The organism is Variovorax sp. 22077 (assembly GCF_052044195.1).
In the GTDB taxonomy this organism is placed as follows: Bacteria; Pseudomonadota; Gammaproteobacteria; order Burkholderiales; family Burkholderiaceae_C; genus Variovorax; species Variovorax atrisoli.
Window position 1 is genome coordinate 33,723 of sequence record NZ_JBQEQC010000001.1, and the last position, 19,923, is coordinate 53,645.

17 protein-coding genes are annotated in these 19,923 nt (G+C 69.3%); 14 read left to right on the plus strand and 3 right to left on the minus strand.

Features of this window, described 5'->3' with window-relative positions:
- The first annotated feature begins 2 nt into the window (after window positions 1-2).
- The 8 genes from ACTJLF_RS00185 to fabG are packed head-to-tail and all read left to right on the plus strand — an operon-like array spanning window position 3 to window position 8,596.
- Complete coding sequence (locus tag ACTJLF_RS00185) at window positions 3-1,718, plus strand: AMP-binding protein (protein WP_440882247.1); 1,716 nt, start codon at window positions 3-5, stop codon at window positions 1,716-1,718.
- Window positions 1,715-2,746 (plus strand): acyl-CoA synthetase, encoded by a 1,032-nt coding sequence (locus ACTJLF_RS00190; RefSeq protein WP_132798571.1) that lies wholly within the window; start codon window positions 1,715-1,717, stop codon window positions 2,744-2,746. The genes ACTJLF_RS00185 and ACTJLF_RS00190 overlap by 4 nt, the downstream gene beginning before the upstream one ends.
- Window positions 2,718-3,362, plus strand: coding sequence for a LolA-related protein (locus ACTJLF_RS00195; protein ID WP_038113782.1), 645 nt, complete (start codon window positions 2,718-2,720; stop codon window positions 3,360-3,362). Before ACTJLF_RS00190 ends, ACTJLF_RS00195 begins: the two co-directional genes overlap by 29 nt.
- On the plus strand, window positions 3,359-5,773 hold the full coding sequence (locus ACTJLF_RS00200) for a transporter (RefSeq protein WP_132798573.1): 2,415 nt from the start codon (window positions 3,359-3,361) through the stop codon (window positions 5,771-5,773). Before ACTJLF_RS00195 ends, ACTJLF_RS00200 begins: the two co-directional genes overlap by 4 nt.
- Window positions 5,774-5,793: 20 nt before the next feature.
- Entirely contained in the window at window positions 5,794-6,618 is an 825-nt protein-coding gene (locus ACTJLF_RS00205) for a polysaccharide deacetylase family protein (protein ID WP_126181921.1), read from the plus strand.
- Window positions 6,615-7,385, plus strand: coding sequence for a class I SAM-dependent methyltransferase (locus ACTJLF_RS00210; protein ID WP_416488921.1), 771 nt, complete (start codon window positions 6,615-6,617; stop codon window positions 7,383-7,385). Before ACTJLF_RS00205 ends, ACTJLF_RS00210 begins: the two co-directional genes overlap by 4 nt.
- Window positions 7,382-7,843, plus strand: coding sequence for a hydroxymyristoyl-ACP dehydratase (locus tag ACTJLF_RS00215; protein WP_440882248.1), 462 nt, complete (start codon window positions 7,382-7,384; stop codon window positions 7,841-7,843). Before ACTJLF_RS00210 ends, ACTJLF_RS00215 begins: the two co-directional genes overlap by 4 nt.
- Window positions 7,844-7,864: 21 nt before the next feature.
- Window positions 7,865-8,596: a 3-oxoacyl-ACP reductase FabG gene (fabG, locus tag ACTJLF_RS00220; RefSeq protein ID WP_126181919.1), complete on the plus strand. Its 732-nt coding sequence runs from the start codon at window positions 7,865-7,867 to the stop codon at window positions 8,594-8,596.
- A 16-nt stretch (window positions 8,597-8,612) separates the two neighbouring features.
- Here the strand turns inward: fabG and ACTJLF_RS00225 are convergent, their stop codons facing one another.
- The gene (locus ACTJLF_RS00225; RefSeq protein WP_019652510.1) at window positions 8,613-9,305 is read right to left on the minus strand and encodes a mobilization protein; all 693 of its coding nucleotides are present in this window, start codon (window positions 9,303-9,305) and stop codon (window positions 8,613-8,615) included.
- Between the two features lie 128 nt (window positions 9,306-9,433).
- Window positions 9,434-10,216, minus strand: a complete 783-nt coding sequence (locus ACTJLF_RS00230; protein ID WP_440882249.1) for a hypothetical protein — start codon at window positions 10,214-10,216, stop codon at window positions 9,434-9,436.
- Window positions 10,217-10,330: 114 nt separating this feature from the next.
- On the opposite strand from ACTJLF_RS00230, the gene smc reads away from it, so the two are divergent.
- The 5 genes from smc (at window position 10,331) to def (ending at window position 18,196) form a co-directional block, all read left to right on the plus strand.
- Window positions 10,331-13,846, plus strand: a complete 3,516-nt coding sequence (smc, locus tag ACTJLF_RS00235; RefSeq protein WP_354323415.1) for a chromosome segregation protein SMC — start codon at window positions 10,331-10,333, stop codon at window positions 13,844-13,846.
- Between the two features lie 18 nt (window positions 13,847-13,864).
- Window positions 13,865-14,968: a cell division protein ZipA C-terminal FtsZ-binding domain-containing protein gene (locus tag ACTJLF_RS00240; RefSeq protein ID WP_440882250.1), complete on the plus strand. Its 1,104-nt coding sequence runs from the start codon at window positions 13,865-13,867 to the stop codon at window positions 14,966-14,968.
- A gap of 25 nt (window positions 14,969-14,993) precedes the next feature.
- On the plus strand, window positions 14,994-17,081 hold the full coding sequence (ligA, locus tag ACTJLF_RS00245) for an NAD-dependent DNA ligase LigA (protein ID WP_440882251.1): 2,088 nt from the start codon (window positions 14,994-14,996) through the stop codon (window positions 17,079-17,081).
- Window positions 17,082-17,207: 126 nt separating this feature from the next.
- Window positions 17,208-17,612 (plus strand): hypothetical protein, encoded by a 405-nt coding sequence (locus ACTJLF_RS00250; RefSeq protein WP_019652515.1) that lies wholly within the window; start codon window positions 17,208-17,210, stop codon window positions 17,610-17,612.
- Between the two features lie 44 nt (window positions 17,613-17,656).
- A complete protein-coding gene (gene def / locus ACTJLF_RS00255; protein ID WP_019652516.1) occupies window positions 17,657-18,196 on the plus strand; it encodes a peptide deformylase in 540 nt (179 codons plus the stop codon).
- A gap of 10 nt (window positions 18,197-18,206) precedes the next feature.
- Here the strand turns inward: def and ACTJLF_RS00260 are convergent, their stop codons facing one another.
- The gene (locus tag ACTJLF_RS00260; RefSeq protein WP_019652517.1) at window positions 18,207-18,602 is read right to left on the minus strand and encodes a DoxX family protein; all 396 of its coding nucleotides are present in this window, start codon (window positions 18,600-18,602) and stop codon (window positions 18,207-18,209) included.
- 170 nt (window positions 18,603-18,772) lie between these two features.
- Here ACTJLF_RS00260 and ACTJLF_RS00265 point away from each other — a divergent pair, with 170 nt between their 5' ends.
- A complete protein-coding gene (locus ACTJLF_RS00265) occupies window positions 18,773-19,807 on the plus strand; it encodes an amino acid ABC transporter substrate-binding protein (RefSeq protein ID WP_026346170.1) in 1,035 nt (344 codons plus the stop codon).
- Window positions 19,808-19,923 lie beyond the last annotated feature (116 nt).

Sequence of the window (19,923 nt, forward strand, 5' to 3'; positions counted from 1 at the left end):
GCGTGACGACAGACGACACCCGCTTCGTGCCACTGCTCGCGAACCGCGACCTCGACGCTCCTCTCGCATGGCGCGCGGGCGTTCCCGTGAGCGCGCGCCAGTTCCTGGCCGACGTGGCCCGCTTCGCTCCCACGCTTCCGCCCGAGGGCGACGCCGTCAATCTCTGCGGCGACCGCTATGCCTTCGCGGTGAGCCTCGGTGCGGCGCTGGTGCGCGGCCGCGCGAGCATGCTGCCGCCCGATGCTCGGCCCGACACCATCGCGCGACTGCTCGAATCCCGCGGTTCGCCGCTTTTCGCGCACACCGACGCCTCGCACATCCAGACGCCGGGCATCGAGCGGCTGCTGCTCGAAGGACTGGCCGGTCCCGCGGGCGATGCCCCCGTGGACGTGCCGCGCATCGACGCGGGCATGCACGCCGCCAGCCTGCTGACCTCGGGCTCCACCGGCGTCCCCCAGCCGCACGCGAAGACCTGGCGCACGCTGGTGGGCGACGTGGCCGTGGCGGTCAAGCGCCTGTGCCGGGTGCTGGAGCGCCCGAGCCTGGAGGGACTGACGCTGGTCGCCACCGTGCCTGTGCAGCACAGCTACGGGCTGGAGTCTTCGGTGCTGCTGGCCATGCTGGGCGGCGCGATCTTCGAGAGCGGCCGGCCGTTCTTCCCGGCCGACGTCGCCAAGACGCTGGCCTCGGTGCCGCGTCCGCGCGCGCTGGTGACCACGCCTTTCCACCTCAAGACGCTGCTGCTCTCGGGCATCGAGCTGCCGCCGGTCGACCTGATCCTGTCGGCCACCGCGCCGCTGTCGCCGCAGCTCGCGCTGCAGGCCGAGCAGGCGATGGGCAGTGTGCTGCTCGAGATCTACGGCAGCACCGAGTCGGGCCAGGTCGCCACGCGCCGTACCACCGACAACGAGATCTGGGAGACCTTCGGCGAGATCCGCGTGCACGCCGAGCCCTCGGCCGACGGCGGCCCCGAGCGCTTCGTCTTCAGCGGCGACTTCATGCCCGAGCCCACGCCCATGGCCGACGTGCTCGAGCTGCTGGACGACCGCCGCTTCCGCCTTTTCGGCCGTGCCAACGACCTGATCCATGTGGCCGGCCGGCGCAGCTCGCTGGCGCACCTGAACTTCCACCTCAACAGCATTCCGGGCGTGGACGACGGCGCCTTCTGGCTGCCCGACGAGGTGGCCGACGGCGTGGTGCGGCCGGTGGCCTTCGTGGTCGCGCCCACGCTGTCGGCGGGGCAGATCATCGCCGCGCTGCGCCAGCGGCTGGAGCCGGTCTTCGTGCCGCGCCGCGTGGTGCAGGTGAAGTCCTTCCCGCGCGAAGGCACGGGCAAGCTCACCGTGCGGGCGCTGCGCGAATTCGCGCTGGCGCAGCTGGCCGAGGACGACACGCCAGTCCAGATGGCGCATGCGGTGCCAGACGACCACCCCGTGTTCGCCGGGCACTTCGCGGGCCAGCCGCTGCTGCCGGGCGCGCTCGTGCTGGCCGAGGTGATGGAGGCCATCCGCCGCGTGCCGGCGCTGGTCGCGCGGCTGGGCGAGCATCCGACGCTGGCGGCCGCCAAGTTCCTCGCGCCCGTGCGCCCCGGCGCCGTGCTGTCGATCGAGCTGAATCCCGAGACAGGAGCCTCGCGCGGCGTGCGATTCGACGTTCGCTGCGACGGCGTGGTGGCTGTCACCGGCCGCTGGACCGGTGTGCCAGAGTCCGGCCGATGAAACACACCGACGTCGAGACGCGCGCCGTCGACGAGGCGGCACGCAACGGCCATGCGGAGGCCAGGGCCGAGCGTGGGGAACGCGGCGAGAGCGGCGACTGGGCGCGCGCGCCCGAGCGCAGCAACATGCTCGCGCTGCGCTTCATCGTGATGATGGCGCTGGTGTTCGGGCGGCACGTCACGCGGCTGCTGCTGCCGCCCATCGCCCTGTACTTCCTGCTCTTCGCGCCTGCGCCGCGCCGGCACATCAAGCGCTATCTGTTCCGTGCCATCGGGCCCAAGGCCGGGTGGCTCGACGGCTTCCGCCTGCTGCACGCTTTCGCGTCGACGGTGCTCGACCGCGTCTACTTCCTGCGCGGGCGCATGGATCTCTTCGACGTGAAGATCTCCGGCAACGAGCCGCTCGACGTCGAGCTGGCCAACGGCCGCGGCGCCTTCCTGCTCGGCGCCCATGTCGGCAGCTTCGAGGCGCTGGGCGCCTGCAAGCAGCAGACGCACCAGCGCCATTTGCGCCTGGCGATGCTGATGTATCCCGACAATGCGCGGCGCATCACCGGCATCCTCAACGCCATCGCGGTGCCCGAGCTGCGCCCGCACGTCATCGCCCTGGGCCGGCCGCATTCGATGCTGGAGCTTCGCGACTGGCTCGACGGCGGCGGCATGGGCGGCATGCTGGCCGACCGCACGCTGCCCGGCGGCGAGGACCAGCCCGCGCACCAGCGCGGCAACAACATCGTGCTGCCGTTCCTCGGGCAGCCCGCCGTCTTCAACGACGGTCCCTTCCGCCTTGCAGCACTGCTGCGCCGCAAGGTGTTCTTCATGGCGGGTCTCTACGGCGGAGGCGCGCGCTACGACGTCCGGTTCGATCCGCTGGCCGACTTCGGCGAGCGGTCGTCCAGCCCCGCGGAGCGCGAGCAGCGCATCCGCGCGGCTGTCGAGGGCTACGTCGCGCGCCTGGAGGCGATGTGTCGTGCGTACCCCTACAACTGGTTCAATTTCCATGATTTCTGGCTCGAAGATGCGGCTTGACCGGCTTTGCAGGGCAATGGTGCTCGCGCTGGCCTTCTGCGCCGTGCCTGCATGGGCGGCATTCGACCTGCCCGAGCTGATGACGCTGCTGGCCCGGCAGAAAAGCGGCGAGGCCCGCTTCACGGAACAGCGCTTCGTGCACGGCCTCGAAGGCCCGCTCGATGCCAGCGGCACGCTGAGCTTCGACGCGCCCGACAAGCTGGTGCGCCGTACCTTGTCGCCGCGCGTCGAGACCATGGCGGTCGAAGGCAACACGCTCACGCTCTCGCGCGGCGGGCGCAACCGGACGCTGGCGCTCGACAGCATGCCCGAGCTGCTCGGCCTGGTCGAAGCCATGCGCGGTACGCTGACGGGCGACGGCGCCACGCTGCAGCGCTACTTCCGCAGCACCGTGTCCGGCTCGGCCGCCAAGTGGACGCTCGACCTCACGCCGCTGGACAGCCGCCTCGCCGCGCAGGTGCGCAGCATGCGCATCAGCGGCCGTGCGAGCGACGTGCTGGGCCTCGAAATGGAATTCGTCGGCGGCGACCGCTCGGTCATGAACATCACGCCGGGTGCCGCCGCCCCAGGGCCCGCATCCGCGCCAGCCGGCGCCCCCGGACGCACCGCGCCGTGACGCAGCCCGGGCAGCTGCAGCAGGCGGGCGGACCGCCGGGCAGGGGGCGCAGGGCGGCCGTGCTGCTGGCATGGCTGCTGGTGCTGCTGTGCGGCGTGGTGGTGATCGCGCGCACGCAGATCGGCGCCGATCTTTCGGCCTTCCTTCCCAAGAGCCCCGACATGCGCCAGCGCGTGCTGATCGAGCAGCTGCAAAGCGGTGTCGCCTCGCGCACGCTGATGATGGGTTTCGAGGGCGGCAGCGCGGCGCAGCGGGCTTCGGTGTCCCGCGCGGTCGCGAAGGAGATGCGCGAGAGCAAGCTCTTCGAGCTGGTCCAGAACGGTGACGTCAGCGACTGGAGCGACACCGGAACCTGGGTATTCGACCACCGGTATCAGCTTTCGCCCGGCGTGAATCCGGGGCACTTCACTCCCGAGGGCCTGCGCGACGCCATCACCGAGACCTTGTCGATGCTCGGTACGCCGGCCGGCAACGCGATCAAGCCGCTGCTCGACCGCGACCCGACCGGCGAGACGCAGCGCATCGCCATGGAACTGGTGCCCGCAAGTTCGCCGCGCAGCGAGGACGGGGTGTGGATGTCGCGCACCGCGCCGCGCGCACTGATGATCGCCACCACGCGCGCCGCCGGCAGCGACCTCGACGCCCAGGCCGTGGCCATCGCCCGCGTGCATTCCGCCTACGAGGCCGCGACGCGTGCCATGGGCGCCGAGGCCCCGAAGCTCCTGCTGAGCGGTCCGCCGGTGTTCTCGGTGATGAGCCGCGACAAGATCAAGACCGAAGCCATCCACCTCGCGGTGGTGGGCGGCATCGTGATGGGCGGGCTGCTGCTGCTGGCCTTCGCGTCGCCGCGCGCGCTGGTCATCGCCTTCCTGCCGGTGGCGACCGGCGTGGTGATCGGCACCGCGAGCGTGAGCCTGGTGTTCGGCTCGGTGCACGGGCTGACGCTGGGCTTCGGCAGCACGCTGATCGGGGAGACGGTCGACTACGCCATCTACTACCTGATCCAGGCGCGCCAGGTCGGCGCAGGTGCGGTTCCCGGTGCCGGCTGGCGTCGCTGGCTCGACCAGAACTGGCCGACCGTGCGGCTGGGGCTGCTGACCTCGGTGTGCGGCTTCGCGGCGCTCGTGTTCTCCGGCTTTCCGGGGCTGGCGCAGCTGGGCGTTTTCTCCATCGCGGGCCTCGTCTCGGCCGCGCTGGCCACGCGCTACGTGCTGCCCGTGCTGGCACCCGATGGCGCCACGGGCATGGGCATGCGCCGCTACATGGCGCAGCTTGCCGGGGCGCTGGTGCGCGGCCTGCCGCGCCTGCGCTGGCCGCTGGCCGCGCTCGGCGTGGCCGCGCTGGCGCTGGTGCTGTGGCAGGGCGGCCACCTGTGGCGCGCCGATCTCGGCGCCATGAGCCCGGTTCCCAAGGCCTCCCAGCAGCTCGACGAGATGCTGCGCAACGACATCGGCGCGAGCGACGGCGGCGTGCTGGTGGTGGCCTTCGGCGACGACGAGCAGGCCGCGCTGCGCCACACCGAGGCCGCCGCCGCGAAGCTCGACGCGCTGGTCGACAGCGGCGATCTGGTCGGCTACGAGACCGTCACCCGCGTGCTGCCGAGCCTGGAGGTCCAGTCGGCACGCCTCGCCGGCCTGCCGGACGCGCAGACCCTGCGCTCCAACCTCGCGGAGGCCACGAAGGGGCTGCCATTGCCGGCAGCGCGACTGGAGCCCTTCGTGGCCGACGTGGAGGCCGCGCGCAAGCTGTCGCCGATACAGCGCGCCGAGCTGGCCGACGGGCCGCTGGGCGCCGTCCTGAATACGCTGATGTACCAGCGCCCCGGCGGCGGCTGGGGCACGCTGCTGGTGCTGCACCCCGGTGCGAAGTTCGACCAGGCCCGGCTCGAGGCCGCGCTGTCGGGCCTGCCCGAGGTGCAGGTGGTCGACGTCGGGCGAGAGCTCGCGAGCCTGTACCAGCGCTACCTGCACGAGGCCTTCGTGCAGGTGCTGCTCGGCGCGCTGGCGGTGGTGGTGCTGCTGGGCATCTACCTGCGCTCGTGGCGCCGGCTGCTGGCTGTTTGCCAGCCGCTGCTCTTCGCGGTGGTGCTCACGCTGGGCGGCATGGCCGTGCTGCAGGCGGCGCTCGGCATCCTTCACCTGGTCGGCCTGCTGCTGATCGTGGCGGTGGGCTCGAACTACGCGCTCTTCTTCGACCAGTTGCGCACCACCGGCACGGCCGACGAGGACACGCTGGCCTCGCTGATGCTGGCCAACCTGACGACGGTGGTGTCCTTCGGGCTGATCGCGATCTCGGACATTCCGGCGCTGTCGTCGATCGGCCGCGTGGTCGCGCCGGGTGCGCTGCTGGCGCTGCTGCTGTCGGCGGCGTTCGCGCGCAGCGTGGGGCCATCGCGGCCCGGGCGCGGCTGATCGGGGGAAAATCCGGTTCCATGTCTTCCGCTTCCGCGTCCACCAACGAATCCTGGCCCTGGCCGCCGGCCATCCGTGCCAGCGCGGCATGGCATGCGGCCGCCATCGGCGCGGGCGTGCTGGTGCCGGGCGCCTTGCCCTGGGCCGTCGGCGCGATCGTGCTGAACCACGCGCTGATCACCGGCGCCGGACTCACGCCGCGCAGCAGCCTGCTGGGGCCCAACGTCACCCGGCTCCCAGAGGCGGCGGCGGCGCGGCGCGAAGTCGCCATCACCATCGACGACGGCCCCGAGCCCGAAGTCACGCCGCGCGTGCTCGACCTGCTCGACGCGCACGGCCAGCGCGCCACCTTCTTCTGCATCGCCGAGCGGGTGCTCGCGCAGCCCGCGCTGGCCCGGGAGATCGTCGCGCGCGGCCACAGCATCCAGAACCACACGGCGCGGCACCGGCACAACTTCTCGTTCCTCGGGCCGCGCGGTTTCGCGGCCGAGATCGCACGGGCGCAGGACATCCTCGCCGACGTGACCGGCCAGCGCCCGACCTGCTTCCGCGCGCCGGCCGGCCTGCGCAACCCTTTCCTCGAACCCGTGCTGCATCGCCTGGGCCTTTCGCTCGTGAGCTGGACGCGGCGCGGCTTCGACACCCGCGAGGGCGACGCCGCCAAGGTGATGGCGCGCCTGAGCCGAAACCTGCAGGCGCGCGACATCCTGTTGCTGCACGACGGCAACGCCGCGCGCACCGCTGCGGGACAACCTGTTTTGCTGGAGGTATTGCCCTTGTTGCTCGAACGCCTGCGCGCCGATGGACTGCGCTCCGTGACCCTGCCGGAAGGGCTGAAGCCATGAACGCGGCAATGTCGCCTTCACTTTCCACCGAGGCCGCCTGGCGCGAACTGCACGAGGCCGCCACCGTCCCGTACAAGAAGGGCGGCAACTTCGCCTGGCATTTCGCGCGCGGCAAGCTCGGGCGCGACCCGGTGTTCCGCGGGCTGCTCGAGCGTCGTCTGTTCGGCGAGCAGCACCAGCGCGTGGTCGACATCGGCTGCGGCCAGGGCCTGTTCGCGAGCCTGCTGGCCTCGATGAGCGCGATGCAGAAGCAGGGCCGCTGGCCGTCGTCGTGGGCGGCCACGCCGCACGGCGCCGACTACACCGGCATCGAGCTCATGCCCAAGGACGTGGCGCGCGCCGAGGCTTCCATCGGCCACCTGGAGCCGGCACCCCGGCTGGTCTGCGCCGACATGTGCAAGGCCGATCTGCCCGACTGCGATCTCGTCGTGATCCTCGACGTGCTGCACTACGTGAACCTCGAGGCGCAGGAAGGTGTGCTGCTGCGCGTGCGCGATGCGCTGCGCCGCGGCGGCAACCCGCACGCGCGGCTGCTGCTGCGCGTGGGCGACGCCTCCAGCCGCCGCGGCTTCGCCATCAGCCAGTGGGTGGACCGCACCGTCACCCGCATCCGCGGCCACAAGGTCTCGCCGACCTGGGGCCGTCCTCTGGCCGAGTGGACGGCGGTGCTCGACCGCCTCGGCTTCCGCGTGCAGAGCATTCCGATGAGCGAGGGCACTCCCTTCGCAAATGTTCTGCTGGTGGCCGACCTGGAGCGGGCTGCTTGACCGCGCCGCAGACGCTCGATCGCGGGGGCATCGCCCTGCGCATTCCGCACAGCGGCAGCATGTGCCTGCTGGAGCGGCTCGAAGGCTGGGACGCCGAATCGATCCGTTGCACCACCACCACTCATTCGCAGGCCGACAACCCGCTTCGCACCGAAAGCGGCCTGCTGGCGCCGAACGCGATCGAGTACGCAGCGCAGGCGATGGCCCTGCACGGCGGCCTGCTGGCGGAAGAGGGCAGCGCGCCGTCGGCCGGCTTTCTCGCGAGTGCGCGCAACGTGAAGCTTGCGGTGGCGCGGCTGGACGACGTGGCCGGCGCCCTGCAGATCGCGGCCCGGCGCCTCTCGGGCGACGACCGGCAGATCCTCTATGAATTCACGGTGCAGGCCGAGGACGGCCGCATGCTGGCCGAAGGCCGCGCCGTGGTGGTCCTGAATACGCCGCTCGCCGCGGCAGCATAAGAAAGAAAGCACGTCGTCGCCATGAGTCTCGAAGGAAAACGCGCCCTGATCACCGGCGCCAGCGGCGCGCTCGGCGCAGCCATGGCGCAGCGCCTGGCGCGCGACGGCGCCACCGTGCTGCTGCATGCCAACTCGCGGCCCGAGGCGGTCGAGCAGCTGGCGGCAACGATCACGGCCGCGGGCGGCAAGGCCGAATGCCATGTGTTCGATCTGAGCAGCGACGAGGCTTGCGCTGCAGCATGCGCTCGCATCCTCGAAGGAGGGGCGGTGCAGATCCTGGTCAACAACGCGGGCGTGCACGACGACGCCGTGCTGCCCGGCATGCGCGCCGAACAGTGGCACAAGGTGATCGACGTGTCGCTCAACGGCTTCTTCCGCGTCACGCAGCCGCTGCTGCTGCCGATGATGCGCACGCGCTGGGGCCGAATCCTGAACATCTCGTCGGTGGCCGCCATTGCCGGCAACCGGGGGCAGGTCAATTACGCGGCCGCCAAGGGCGCTCTCAACAGTGCGACCAAGGCGCTGTCGCTCGAAGTGGCCTCGCGCGGCGTGACCGTGAACGCCATCGCACCGGGGATCATCGCGTCGCCGATGGCGGATGCGGTGTTCGACCCCGCCGTCATCAACCAGATGGTGCCGGTCAAGCGCGCCGGAACGCCGCAGGAAGTGGCGGCGCTGGCCTCGTTCCTCGCGAGCGAGGAGGCCGGCTACATCACGGGGCAGGTGATCTCGATCAACGGCGGGATGATCTGAAGGCCCGGCGAGGCACTTACAGAGGCAAGGTGTCGAAGGCTGCGTAGGCCGTCGCCAGCCACGACTTCACGCGCTGGCGCTCCAGCAGGCCCAGCGCATGCGGTCCCTCGCGGTCGTTCACGGCTTTCCAGAAGCTGGTGTTCTGCGCGTCGATCTTGCGCATGCTCGCGTCGTGCAGGCGGGGAAGGGCGATCACGCGGGCGCCGTTGGCCGTGGCCTTCGACAGCGACTGCGATGCGAGCAGCATGCCGAAGTCGCTGCCACGTCCGTAGTTCTGCACCACGATGTAGTTGGGACGGTTGCCGAAGGTGTCGATCAGCGTGCCGAGCAGGTCGGTCGAGTCCTTGCCGTCGTCCAGCACATGCCAGAAGTTGACGGTGACGCCGATCTCGGCGAACACGTCGAAGAGGTCGGATTCCTTGATCCAGCGCGCCAGCGGCGCCAGCGTCTGTGCCGCGAGGTCGACGATCACGCTCTGCTGCGGGTTCGTCTCGAAGCCGTTGACCACGGTGTCGAGGCCCTCGAAGCTGTCGACCACCACCGGAGAGGCGAAGCCTTCGTAGAAGCGAGTGAAGGAGCTGTGCGAGCGGTCGGTATCGAAGCCGGTGAAGGGCCGGCTGTGATCGATGAAGTACTGGGCCAGCACCCGAGCGGTGACCGACTTGCCTACGCCGCCTTTTTCGCCGCCGATGAAATTGATGGAGCTCATGAATTGCTGCTGCCTCGAATGGGTTGAGGAGGGGAGGGCCGGGCCATTCTAGGGGCCGGCTTTCTCCTTCGATTCGTCGCCACTTGCGATCGCGTAACGGCTTGCAGCAAGAGGCGCGCCCGGTGGGCTCACTTGGGCACGAGCGTGAACAGGGGCATGACCACCCCCATCACCCAGTTCTGGCCGAAGTCGAGCGCCGCCCGACGGTATTTCTCGTCGGCCTGCGCGGCCAGCAGGTCGAGGCGTGCGACCACCTTGGAGAGTTCGCGATCGGCCACGAGGTTGCGGCCGCGGTCGCTGATCTCGGTGGCCAGCAGCAGGGGCTGGCCGTCGGGGCCGGTCTTGGAGGAGATGAGCCACAGCGAGATCTCGAAGTTGCGCGCGGCCCGGAAGCTGTTCTCGGCGTTGATGCCGTCAAGCATGGTCTGGTCCCAGGTGTCGCCGTTGGCCTGCTTGAGCATGGTGGCCCAGCCGTAGACCAGCGCAGCCACGCGATCGCCCTGGTAGCCCTGTGGGGTGGTGTCGAAGGCCATGCGGATGGCGTCGATGCCGCTGGCGCCCTTGAGCTCGGGCAGCGGCGGGCCCTTGAGCACCGCGTCCCAGGCGCGCTGGGTGGCTTCCTCCATGCTGGTTGCCGACTTTCGCCATTCGCGCGGGTTGCGCTTGTAGAGCGTGCTCTGCACCCGGCGTATCGACTGCAGGTTGTCGCGCAGCGAGAGGTTGGCGATGCGGTTGGCGCCGGACTGCAGCCACTCCTGGTTGCTGTAGGGTTCGGCGCGCTGGGTGTCGCGCACCGACGAACAGCCTGCAATGCCGAGCAGGGAGGCGAGCAGGACGGCGAGCGAGCCTGCCCTGCGCGCCGTGCGGCGGGCCCGGCGCGCGGCAAGGGGTGAAACCGGGGAATCGTGCATGCCCTGACGTTATCATCCAAGGCTGGGGCGGCGGCCTGCTGCAAGCTGCGGGCCCGTGCAATTTTCCTTACAAATCAATACCTTGGCGCTACTGCCAAGGCAGGCCGACAAGTCGTGCGTCTTAATTCCATCAAGCTATCGGGCTTCAAGTCGTTCGCCGAACCCACCAACTTCATGCTGCCGGGCCAACTGGTGGGCGTTGTCGGGCCCAACGGTTGCGGCAAGTCGAACATCATGGATGCGGTGCGCTGGGTGCTCGGCGAATCGCGCGCCTCGGAGCTTCGCGGCGAGTCGATGCAGGACGTGATCTTCAACGGCACGACCACCCGAAAGCAGGCCAGCCGTTCGAGCGTGGAACTGGTGTTCGACAACGCCGACCACCGTGCCGGTGGCCAATGGAACCAGTTCGGCGAAATCGCGGTGCGGCGCGTGCTCACCCGCGACGGCACCAGCAGCTACTACATCAACAACCAGCCGGTGCGCCGCCGTGACGTCCAGGACGTGTTCCTGGGCACCGGCCTCGGCCCCCGCGCCTACGCCATCATCGGCCAGGGCACGATCAGCCGGATCATCGAATCCAAGCCCGAGGAGCTGCGCCTCTTCCTCGAAGAAGCCGCCGGCGTCTCCAAGTACAAGGAGCGCCGCCGCGAGACCGAGAACCGCCTGGGCGACACGCGCGAGAACCTCACGCGCGTCGAGGACATCCTTCGCGAACTCAACGCCAACCTCGAGAAGCTCGAGAAGCAGGCCGAGGTGGCCGCGCGCTACAACGCGCTGCAGGGCGACGCCACGAAGAAGCAGCACCAGCTGTGGTTCCTCAAGCGCAGCGAGAGCAATGCCGACCAGGCGAAGATCAAGGCCGATTCGGAGCGCGCCATCAACGACCTCGAATCGCGTATGGCCGACCTGCGCCACGTCGAGGCCGAGCTCGAGACCGTGCGGCAGGCCCACTACGGTGCCGGTGACCTGGTCAACCAGGCGCAGGGCAAGCTCTACGAGGCCAGCGCCGAAGTGGGCCGGCTCGAGGGCGAGATCCGCTTCGTGGTCGAGGGCCGCCAGCGCGTCGAGCAGCGCCTCGTCCAGCTGCGCGAACAGATGGGCCAGTGGGGCCGCCGCCGCGAGGAGGCCGAAGCCGAGATCGAGACCCTGGCCGGCGCCGGCGTCGATGCCGAGGAGCAGGCCATCATGCTGGCCGCCCAGCTCGAGGAGCACGACGCGCGCATGCCCGAGCTCGAAGAGGCCGTGCAGCGCGCACAGGACGAGGCCAACACTCAGCGCACGACCGTGTCGCAGGTGCAGCAGCAGATCCAGGTGCTGGCCGCCGACCAGCGCAACATCGAGGAGCAGAGCCGCCAGCTGATGCAGCGCAGCGAACGCCTGCGCGCCGACCAGAACGCCCTGGCCGCGCCCGACGAAGCGCGCCTGCTCGACATGCAGGAGCAGTACGCCATGGCGCAGGAGGCGGCGAGCGAATCCGATGCGCGCCTGCAGGAACTGCTCGAAGCCGTGCCGCAGCTCGACGACGACCGCCGCACGAAGCAGCAGGCCGTCAACACCGAGGGCGCCCGTCATGCCGAGTTCTCGGCCCGCCTGGAGGCGCTGCGCGCCCTGCAGGAAAAGGTCAAGACCGACGGCAAGCTGGCCCCCTGGCTCGCCAAGCACGGCCTCGAAGGCCTGCAGGGCCTGTGGAGCCGCATCCACATCGAGCAGGGCTGGGAGAACGCGCTCGAGGCCGCGCTGCGCGAGCGCCTGGGCGCGCTCGAGGTCAGCCGGCTGGAGATGGTCCGCGCCTTCGGCAACGATGCGCCGCCTGCCAAGCTGGCCTTCTACAGCCCGCCGGCCGCAGGCGTGCCCGAAGGTTCGGCAACGCTGCCGCGCCTGTCGAGCCTGCTGCGCCTGAACGATGCCGGTCAGCAGGCGCTGCTGAGCGACTGGCTGCACGGCTGCTACACCGCCGCGAGCTTCGAGGAGGCGCTGGCCCAGCGTGGCTCGCTGCAGCCGGGCGAGGTCATCTACGTGCAGAGCGGCCATGCCGTCTCTGCGCACAGCGTCAACTTCTACGCACCCGATTCCGAGCAGGCTGGCCTGCTGGCGCGCCAGCAGGAAATGGAAAACCTGGAGCGCCAGCTGCGCGCCCAGACGCTCATCACCGAGGAAGCGCGCACCGCGCTGGTCCGTGCCGAAGCCGCCTATGCCGATGCTGCCTCGCGCCTCGTCACCGCCCGGCGCGAAGCGGCCGAAACCCAGTCGCGCGCGCACGAACTGCAGGTCGAGACGCTGCGCATGACGCAGCTGGCCGAGCAGACCCGTGCCCGCAGCCAGCAGCTGTCCGCCGACATCGGCGAAGTCGACGCACAACTCGAGGAACTGCAGGAACGGCGCATCGCCGCCGAGGGCCGCTTCGAGGAACTCGACATGCAGCTGGCCGATGCCCAGGAGCGCCACGCCGAGCTCGACGAACGCGTGATCGAGGCCAACCGTGCGCTGGCCGCAAGCCGCGAGCAGCACCGCAGTCTCGAACGCCAGGCGCAGGAAGCCACCTTCTCGCAGCGCACGCTCGAAGCCCGCCGCGCCGAACTCAACCGCTCCATCGAGACCGCCGCGCAGCAGACCGTGGCGCTGACCGACGAGGACGAGCGCGCCCGCGCGGAGCTGGGCCGCCTGTCCGATGCGGCCGCGCAGGCCGGCCTGCAGGATGCGCTCGCGCTCAAGCTCGAACGCGAGACTGCGCTGGGCGCGGCGCGCAGCCAGTACGACGACCTCACGCTCAAGCTGCGCGCGAGCGACGAGCGACGCCTGCAGCTCGAGCGCGAGCTCGACCCGCTGCGCCAGCGCATCACCGAGTTCCAGCTCAAGGAGCAGGCAGCGCGCCTGGGCGTCGAGCAGTACCAGCAGCTTCTGGACGACGCCGGCGCCGACCTCGAGGCGATCGAGAAGTCGATCGAGACCGACAAGGTGCGGCTCACCGGCCTGCAAGGCGAGATCGACCGCCTCAACCGCGAGGTGGCGGCGCTCGGCGCGGTGAACCTGGCGGCCCTGGACGAACTCGCCATTGCCAGCGAGCGCAAGACCTTCCTCGACGCGCAGTCGGCCGACCTGAACGAAGCCATCGGCACGCTGGAAGACGCCATCCGCAAGATCGACGCCGAGACGCGCGACCTGCTTGGCGGCACCTTCAAGATCGTCAACGAGCACTTCAGCCGCATGTTCCCGGAACTCTTCGGCGGCGGCAACGCCAAGCTCATGATGACCGGCGACGAAATTCTCGACTCCGGCGTGCAGGTGATGGCGCAGCCTCCCGGCAAGAAGAACCAGACCATCCACCTGCTGTCGGGCGGCGAGAAGGCGCTCACGGCCATCGCGCTCGTGTTCGCCATCTTCCAGCTGAACCCGGCGCCTTTCTGTTTGCTCGACGAAGTGGACGCGCCGCTGGACGACGCCAACACCGAGCGCTATGCCAAACTCGTCTCCGCCATGAGCCGCGAAACCCAGTTCCTCTTCATCAGCCACAACAAGATCGCCATGGAAATGGCCGAGCAGCTGATCGGCGTGACGATGCAGGAGCAGGGCGTCTCGCGCATCGTGGCGGTCGACATGGAGTCGGCTGTGTCCATGGTCGAAGCCGCATAAGCGGAGCGGCAACGATCCATGAGCAATCTCACACTCGCCCTGGCAATCTTCGGCGGCCTCGTTCTCGCGGCCGTCATCGGCTACGAGGCCATGATGTCGCGCCGCAATGCGCCGCGGCAACCCGATGCGGTCGACGTCGCGCTCGATGAGGCCGAGCGCGCGCTTGCCGCGGGCGGCGACGGCGTGGAGCCGGTGCTGAACGACGATCCGAACAAGGTGCAGGGCTCCGACCGGCACGAGCCGCTGTTCGACCCCGATCTTCCCGCGCCCAGCAGCGCGACCGTGCCCCCGGTCGAGCGCCGGGGTGGGCTCGATCCGCTGATCGACGTGATCGCGCCGATCTCGCTGGATGGCCTGGCCTCGGGCGATGCCGCTCTCGCCGCGATGCCGCCCACGCGCCGTGCGGGCAGCAAGCCGGTGGCCATCGAGGGCCTGAACGAACACACCGGGCAATGGGAGCCGCCCGTGGCCGGCCAGCGCTACAGTGCCTTCCAGGTCGGCGTGCAGCTGGCCAACCGCACGGGCGCGCTCAACGAGATCGAGTACTCCGAGTTCGTGGTCAAGGCCCAGGCCTTTGCCGATGCAGTCAACGGAGCCCCGGAATTTCCCGAGATGCTCGACGAGGTGGCGCGGGCCCGCGAGCTCGACCAGTTCGCCAGCGCACACGATGCGCAGCTGGGCTTCGTCCTGCGTGCGCTGCATGCGGCCTGGAGCCCGGGCTACGTGCAGCAGAACGCCGCGCGGCTGGGCTTCGTGGCGGGCATCATCCCGGGACGCATGGTGCTGCCGGCCAGCGAAGCCGGCCTGCCGCCGATCCTCGGCCTGGCCTTCGACACGCAGGCCGCGCTGGCCGACGACCCGGCCCAGTCGGCCATCCGCGAACTCAGCCTGAGCCTGGACGTGCCGCAGGTCGACCGTGCAGAGGAACCTTTCCGCCGCATGCGCGAAGCCGCCGCCACCCTGGCTCGCGAGATGGACGGCGTGGTCACCGACAGCGACGGCCAGCTGCTGCGCGACGAGACCATGGACGTCATCGGCGCCGATCTCGAACAGCTCTACGACACGCTCGACGGGCGCGACCTTGCCGCGGGTTCCCCGCTGGCGCGGCGACTCTTCAGCTGATTTCGATTCCTCCTCGGGAGACACCATGACGACGCGCGACGAAGCGGCACGCGAAGCCGCCGCACTGAGCGAACAGCTCCACCGGCACGCCCATCTCTACTACGTGCTCGACGCGCCGGAGCTGCCGGATGCGGAGTACGACAAGCTCTTCCAGCGCCTGCAGGCCATCGAGGCCGAGTTTCCCGATCTGCGCACGCCCGACTCGCCGACCCAGCGCGTCGGCGGCAAGGTGCTCGAAGGCTTCGTCAAGGTGCGCCACAAGGTGCCGATGCTGTCGATCCGTACCGAGACCGACATCACGCCCGGCGGCGCGAGCGCCTTCGATGCGCGCGTGCGCCGCGAACTGGGCCTCGCCGAGGACGGCCCGCAGGTCGGCTACGTCTGCGAACTGAAGTTCGACGGCCTTGCCATGAACCTGCGCTACGAGAACGGCGTGCTGGTGCAGGCGGCCACGCGCGGCGACGGCGAGGTGGGCGAGGACGTCACGCAGAACATCCGCACGGTGCGCGAGATCCCGCTGCGCCTCAAGGGCAAGGCGCCGCCGGTGGTCGAGGTGCGCGGCGAGGTCTACATGAAGCGCGCGGACTTCGACGCCCTCAACGAGCGCCAGCGCCAGAAGATCGCGGACGGGCAGAAGAACGAGAAGGTGTTCGTCAATCCGCGCAATGCGGCGGCCGGCGCCGTGCGCCAGCTCGATCCCGCCATCGCCGCGGCGCGGCCGCTGAGCTTCTTTGCCTACGGGCTGGGCGAGGTGACGCCCGCCGCCGAAGGCGGGCCCGACTGGCCCACGCAGTTCGACTGGCTGCAGCAGTTCCACGAATGGGGTTTCCCGGTCGCCACGCAGACGGCCCGTGCCACAGGCGCTATCGAACTCATAGCGTTCCACGAGAACATCGGCCGCCAGCGAGATGCCTTGCCCTACGACATCGACGGCGTGGTCTACAAGGTCGACAGCATCGAGCTGCAGCGGCAGCTGGGCTTCGTCTCGCGCGAGCCGCGCTGGGCCGTGGCCCACAAGTACCCCGCCCAGGAGCAGCTGACCGAGGTGGTCGGCATCGAGATCCAGGTCGGGCGCACCGGCAAGCTCACGCCTGTGGCCAAGCTTGCGCCGGTGTTCGTCGGCGGGGTGACGGTGACGAACGCCACGCTGCACAACGAGGACGAGGCGCGCCGCAAGGACGTGCGAGTGGGCGACACGGTGATCGTGCGCCGCGCCGGAGACGTGATTCCCGAAGTGGTCGGCGTGGCGCCGGAGAGCCTGGCCAAGCCCGACGATCAGCGCGGCCCGGTCTTCACGATGCCGCGCAAGTGCCCGGTCTGCGGCTCGGAGGCGGTTCGCGAGGAGGGCGAGGTCGACTATCGCTGCACGGGAGGGCTGTTCTGCGCGGCGCAGCGCAAGGAGGCCATCCTGCATTTCGCGGCGCGTCGCGCGGTGGATGTCGACGGGCTCGGCGACAAGCTGGTCGAGCAGCTCGTGGATTCGAACCTGATCCGGACCTTGCCCGATCTCTACAAGCTGGGCTTCGCCACGCTGGCGGGCCTGGACCGCATGGCGGAGAAGTCGGCGAAGAACCTCGTCGATGCGCTGGAGGCCTCGAAGAAGACCACGCTGCCGCGCTTCCTGTTCGGGCTGGGCATCCGGCATGTGGGCGAGAGCACCGCAAAGGACCTGGCCAAGCACTTCGGCAAGCTGGACTCGATCATGGACGCGACCGAGGAGCAGCTGCTCGAGGTGAACGACGTCGGCCCGGTGGTGGCGCAGAGCCTGCGCACCTTCTTCGACCAGCCGCACAACCGCGAGGTGGTCGAGCAGCTGCGTGCCTGCGGCCTGACCTGGGAAGAGGGCGAGCCGGCCGCCCGGGCGCCGAAGCCGCTGGCGGGGCTGACCTTCGTCATCACCGGCACCCTTCCTACGCTGAGCCGCGACGAAGCAAAGGATAAATTGGAGGCGGCGGGCGCCAAGGTGTCCGGTTCGGTCAGCAAGAAGACCCACTACCTGGTGGCGGGCGAAGAGGCCGGGAGCAAGCTCGAGAAGGCGCGCGAGGCCGGTGTGGAGATCATCGACGAGGCGCGTATGCTGGAGATTCTTGCCAACGGCGTTCCGGCGGGTTGAGTCGTCGGGCGGCAGGCACCCCGACCGGCCTCTTTACCGGCCGTTACGCTGCTTCATCGCAGCGCAGTCAACAGGGTCTACAACCTGACGTTGAAAGCTAATTGAAGGCCACAAGGAGAGTCCCTCATGACCAAAATTCGAGTTCTCGGTGCCTGTGCCGCCATCGGTGGCGTTGCGCTGCTGACCGGCTGCGTCGGCGTTCCAGCCGATCCCTACTACGGCGGGGGCTATTCGTCGGGGCCTTACTACAGCGAGCCCGCGCCCGTGGTGGTGCCGGCGCCGGTCTACATCAACGGCGGCGGCTACTACGAGCGGCGTCCGCGCTACTACGACAGGCCTTACTACGACCGGCCGGCCTATCCGGTCCGCCCGCCTGCCTGGGGTGGTGGCGGCCGCCCAGTGGCTCCGCCTGTGGTGGTGCCGCCTCGTCCGCCCATCGCGGGTGGCGGCCCGGGCTCTATCCCGACCCCGCCTCGCGGCAACGCGCGACTCTGGACTTCGCCCGACTCGAAGAACCAGACCCCTCCCTGATCCCCTCCGGGGGCGGAGTTCGGAGCCATCGCGATAATCCCGCCATGGCCATCCGCGAAATCCTGAAAATGGGCGACCCCCGGCTGCTGCGCATCGCACAGCCGGTGGCCGCATTCGATACCGACGAACTGCACATGCTGGTGCGAGACATGTTCGAGACCATGCATGCGGTCAATGGAGCCGGTCTTGCCGCGCCGCAGATCGGCGTCGACCAGCAACTCGTGATCTTCGGCACCGATGTCGTGAATCCGCGCTATCCCGATGCGCCACCGGTGCCGCGCACCGTGCTGCTGAACCCTGTCATCACACCCTTGGGCGATGAAGAGGAAGAGGGCTGGGAAGGGTGCCTGTCGGTGCCGGGCCTGCGCGGCGTGGTGCCGCGCTTCGCCAGCATCCGCTATACGGGCTTCGACCCCTACGGTGAACCCATCGATCGGGTCGCCACCGGTTTTCATGCGCGCGTGGTGCAGCATGAGGTCGATCACCTGCTGGGCAAGCTCTACCCGATGCGGGTTCGCGATTTCTCGCGATTCGGCTACACCGAGGTCCTGTTTCCGGGCCTCGATGCTGCCGACGACGATTGAGCCCGCCGGCTCAGTTGTACTTGCTGCTCAGCGCGAAGCGGCCGCCGCCCATGAAGGCGAGGCCGAGCGCTGCGGCCAGGAACATGCCCTGCAGTTCCAGCGCCCATCCGCCTTGCTTGCCCAGTGCGCCCAGTTCCTTCGTGTGGACCAGCGCGATCGCCACCACCATGTTGATGGCAACGATCCAGGCTGCGGGCCGCGTGTAGAGGCCGACGATCAGCAGCACCGGCGCCACCACCTCCCCGATATAGACCAGATAGGCCAATGCGCCCGGCAGCCCGTGCTGGGCCAGCATGCCCGAGATGAAGCCGACGCCGCCTTGCAGCTTGGCGATGCCATGCAGGAGGATCAGCACGCCGAGAGAAACGCGCAGGATGAACTTGCCGGTGTCGTCGGATTTGACCATTGTGTGGATTCCCATTGAGTGGTTGGTGAAGGGCCGTATGGTAGTGACCCTGCGGCGCTTCCAGCCAGCCTGTCGAGGCGCATATGCATTCAACCCGGAGTTCTTTGGCAGAGTCAGCCGTCGGCCCGTACACTGCCTTTTGCTTACCGTTGTTGAGGAGAACACCAATGATGAACAAACCATTCCGGCCGGCGCTGCTCGCGGGCGCCTGCCTCGCAGCCCTGGCCTTTGCCGCCCCGGCGTTCGCCGGCAAGACGCTCGATGCAGTCAAGCAGCGCGGCACCGTCAAGTGCGGCGTGACCAACGGCGTTGCCGGCTTCTCGGCGCCCGACACGCAGGGCAACTGGTCGGGCCTGGACGTCGACACCTGCCGCGCCATCGCGGCTGCCGTGCTCGGCGACGGCAAGAAGGTCGACTTCGTTCCGCTCAACTCGCAACAGCGCTTCTCGGCCCTGCAGGCCGGCGAGATCGACATCCTCGCGCGCAACACCACCTGGACGCTCACCCGCGACGCCTCGCTGGGCTTCAACTTCACCACCATCACCTACTACGACGGCCAGGGCTTCCTGGTGCCCAAGAAGCTCAAGGTGACGAGCGCCAAGCAGCTCAAGAACGCGACCATCTGCACCCAGTCGGGCACGACCAACGAGAAGAACGTGTCGGACTACTTCCGTGCGCAGGGCATTCCCGTGAAGACGGTGGTGTTCGAGAGCTTCGAGGCCTCGTTCAAGGCCTTCTTCTCGGGCCGCTGCCAGGCCTTCACGACGGACGCCTCGGCGCTGGCCGGCCTGCGCAACAAGGAAGCGACCAATCCCGACGACTACGTGATCCTGCCCGAACTGATCTCCAAGGAGCCGCTGGCGCCGCTGGTGCGCCGCGGCGACGACGAGTGGTTCGCCATCGCCAAGTGGGTGCCCAACGCGCTCATCGAGGCCGAGGAATTCGGCATCACGCAGGCCAACGCGGACGAGCTCAAGGCCAGCAGCAAGGACCCGGCGCAGCAGCGCCTGCTCGGTTCCGGTGAAGACCTCGGCAAGCTGCTGGGCCTGGACAAGGACTGGTCGTTCCGCGCCATCAAGGCCGTGGGCAACTACGGCGAGATCTTCGAGCGCAACGTCGGACCGAAGTCGGTCCTGAAGCTGCCGCGCGGCTCCAACAACCTGTGGAGCAAGGGCGGCCTGATCTACGCCCCCCCGGTGAGATAAGAGCTCTCCAGGCTTCGCGCACTTCGTGTCGCTTCGCCAATCCCGTCGCCGGGCGCAACACCAGCGGCCCGGCGCGGCCGGTTCCGCGGTGTTCCTGGCATTGGACCGCTTCTCCA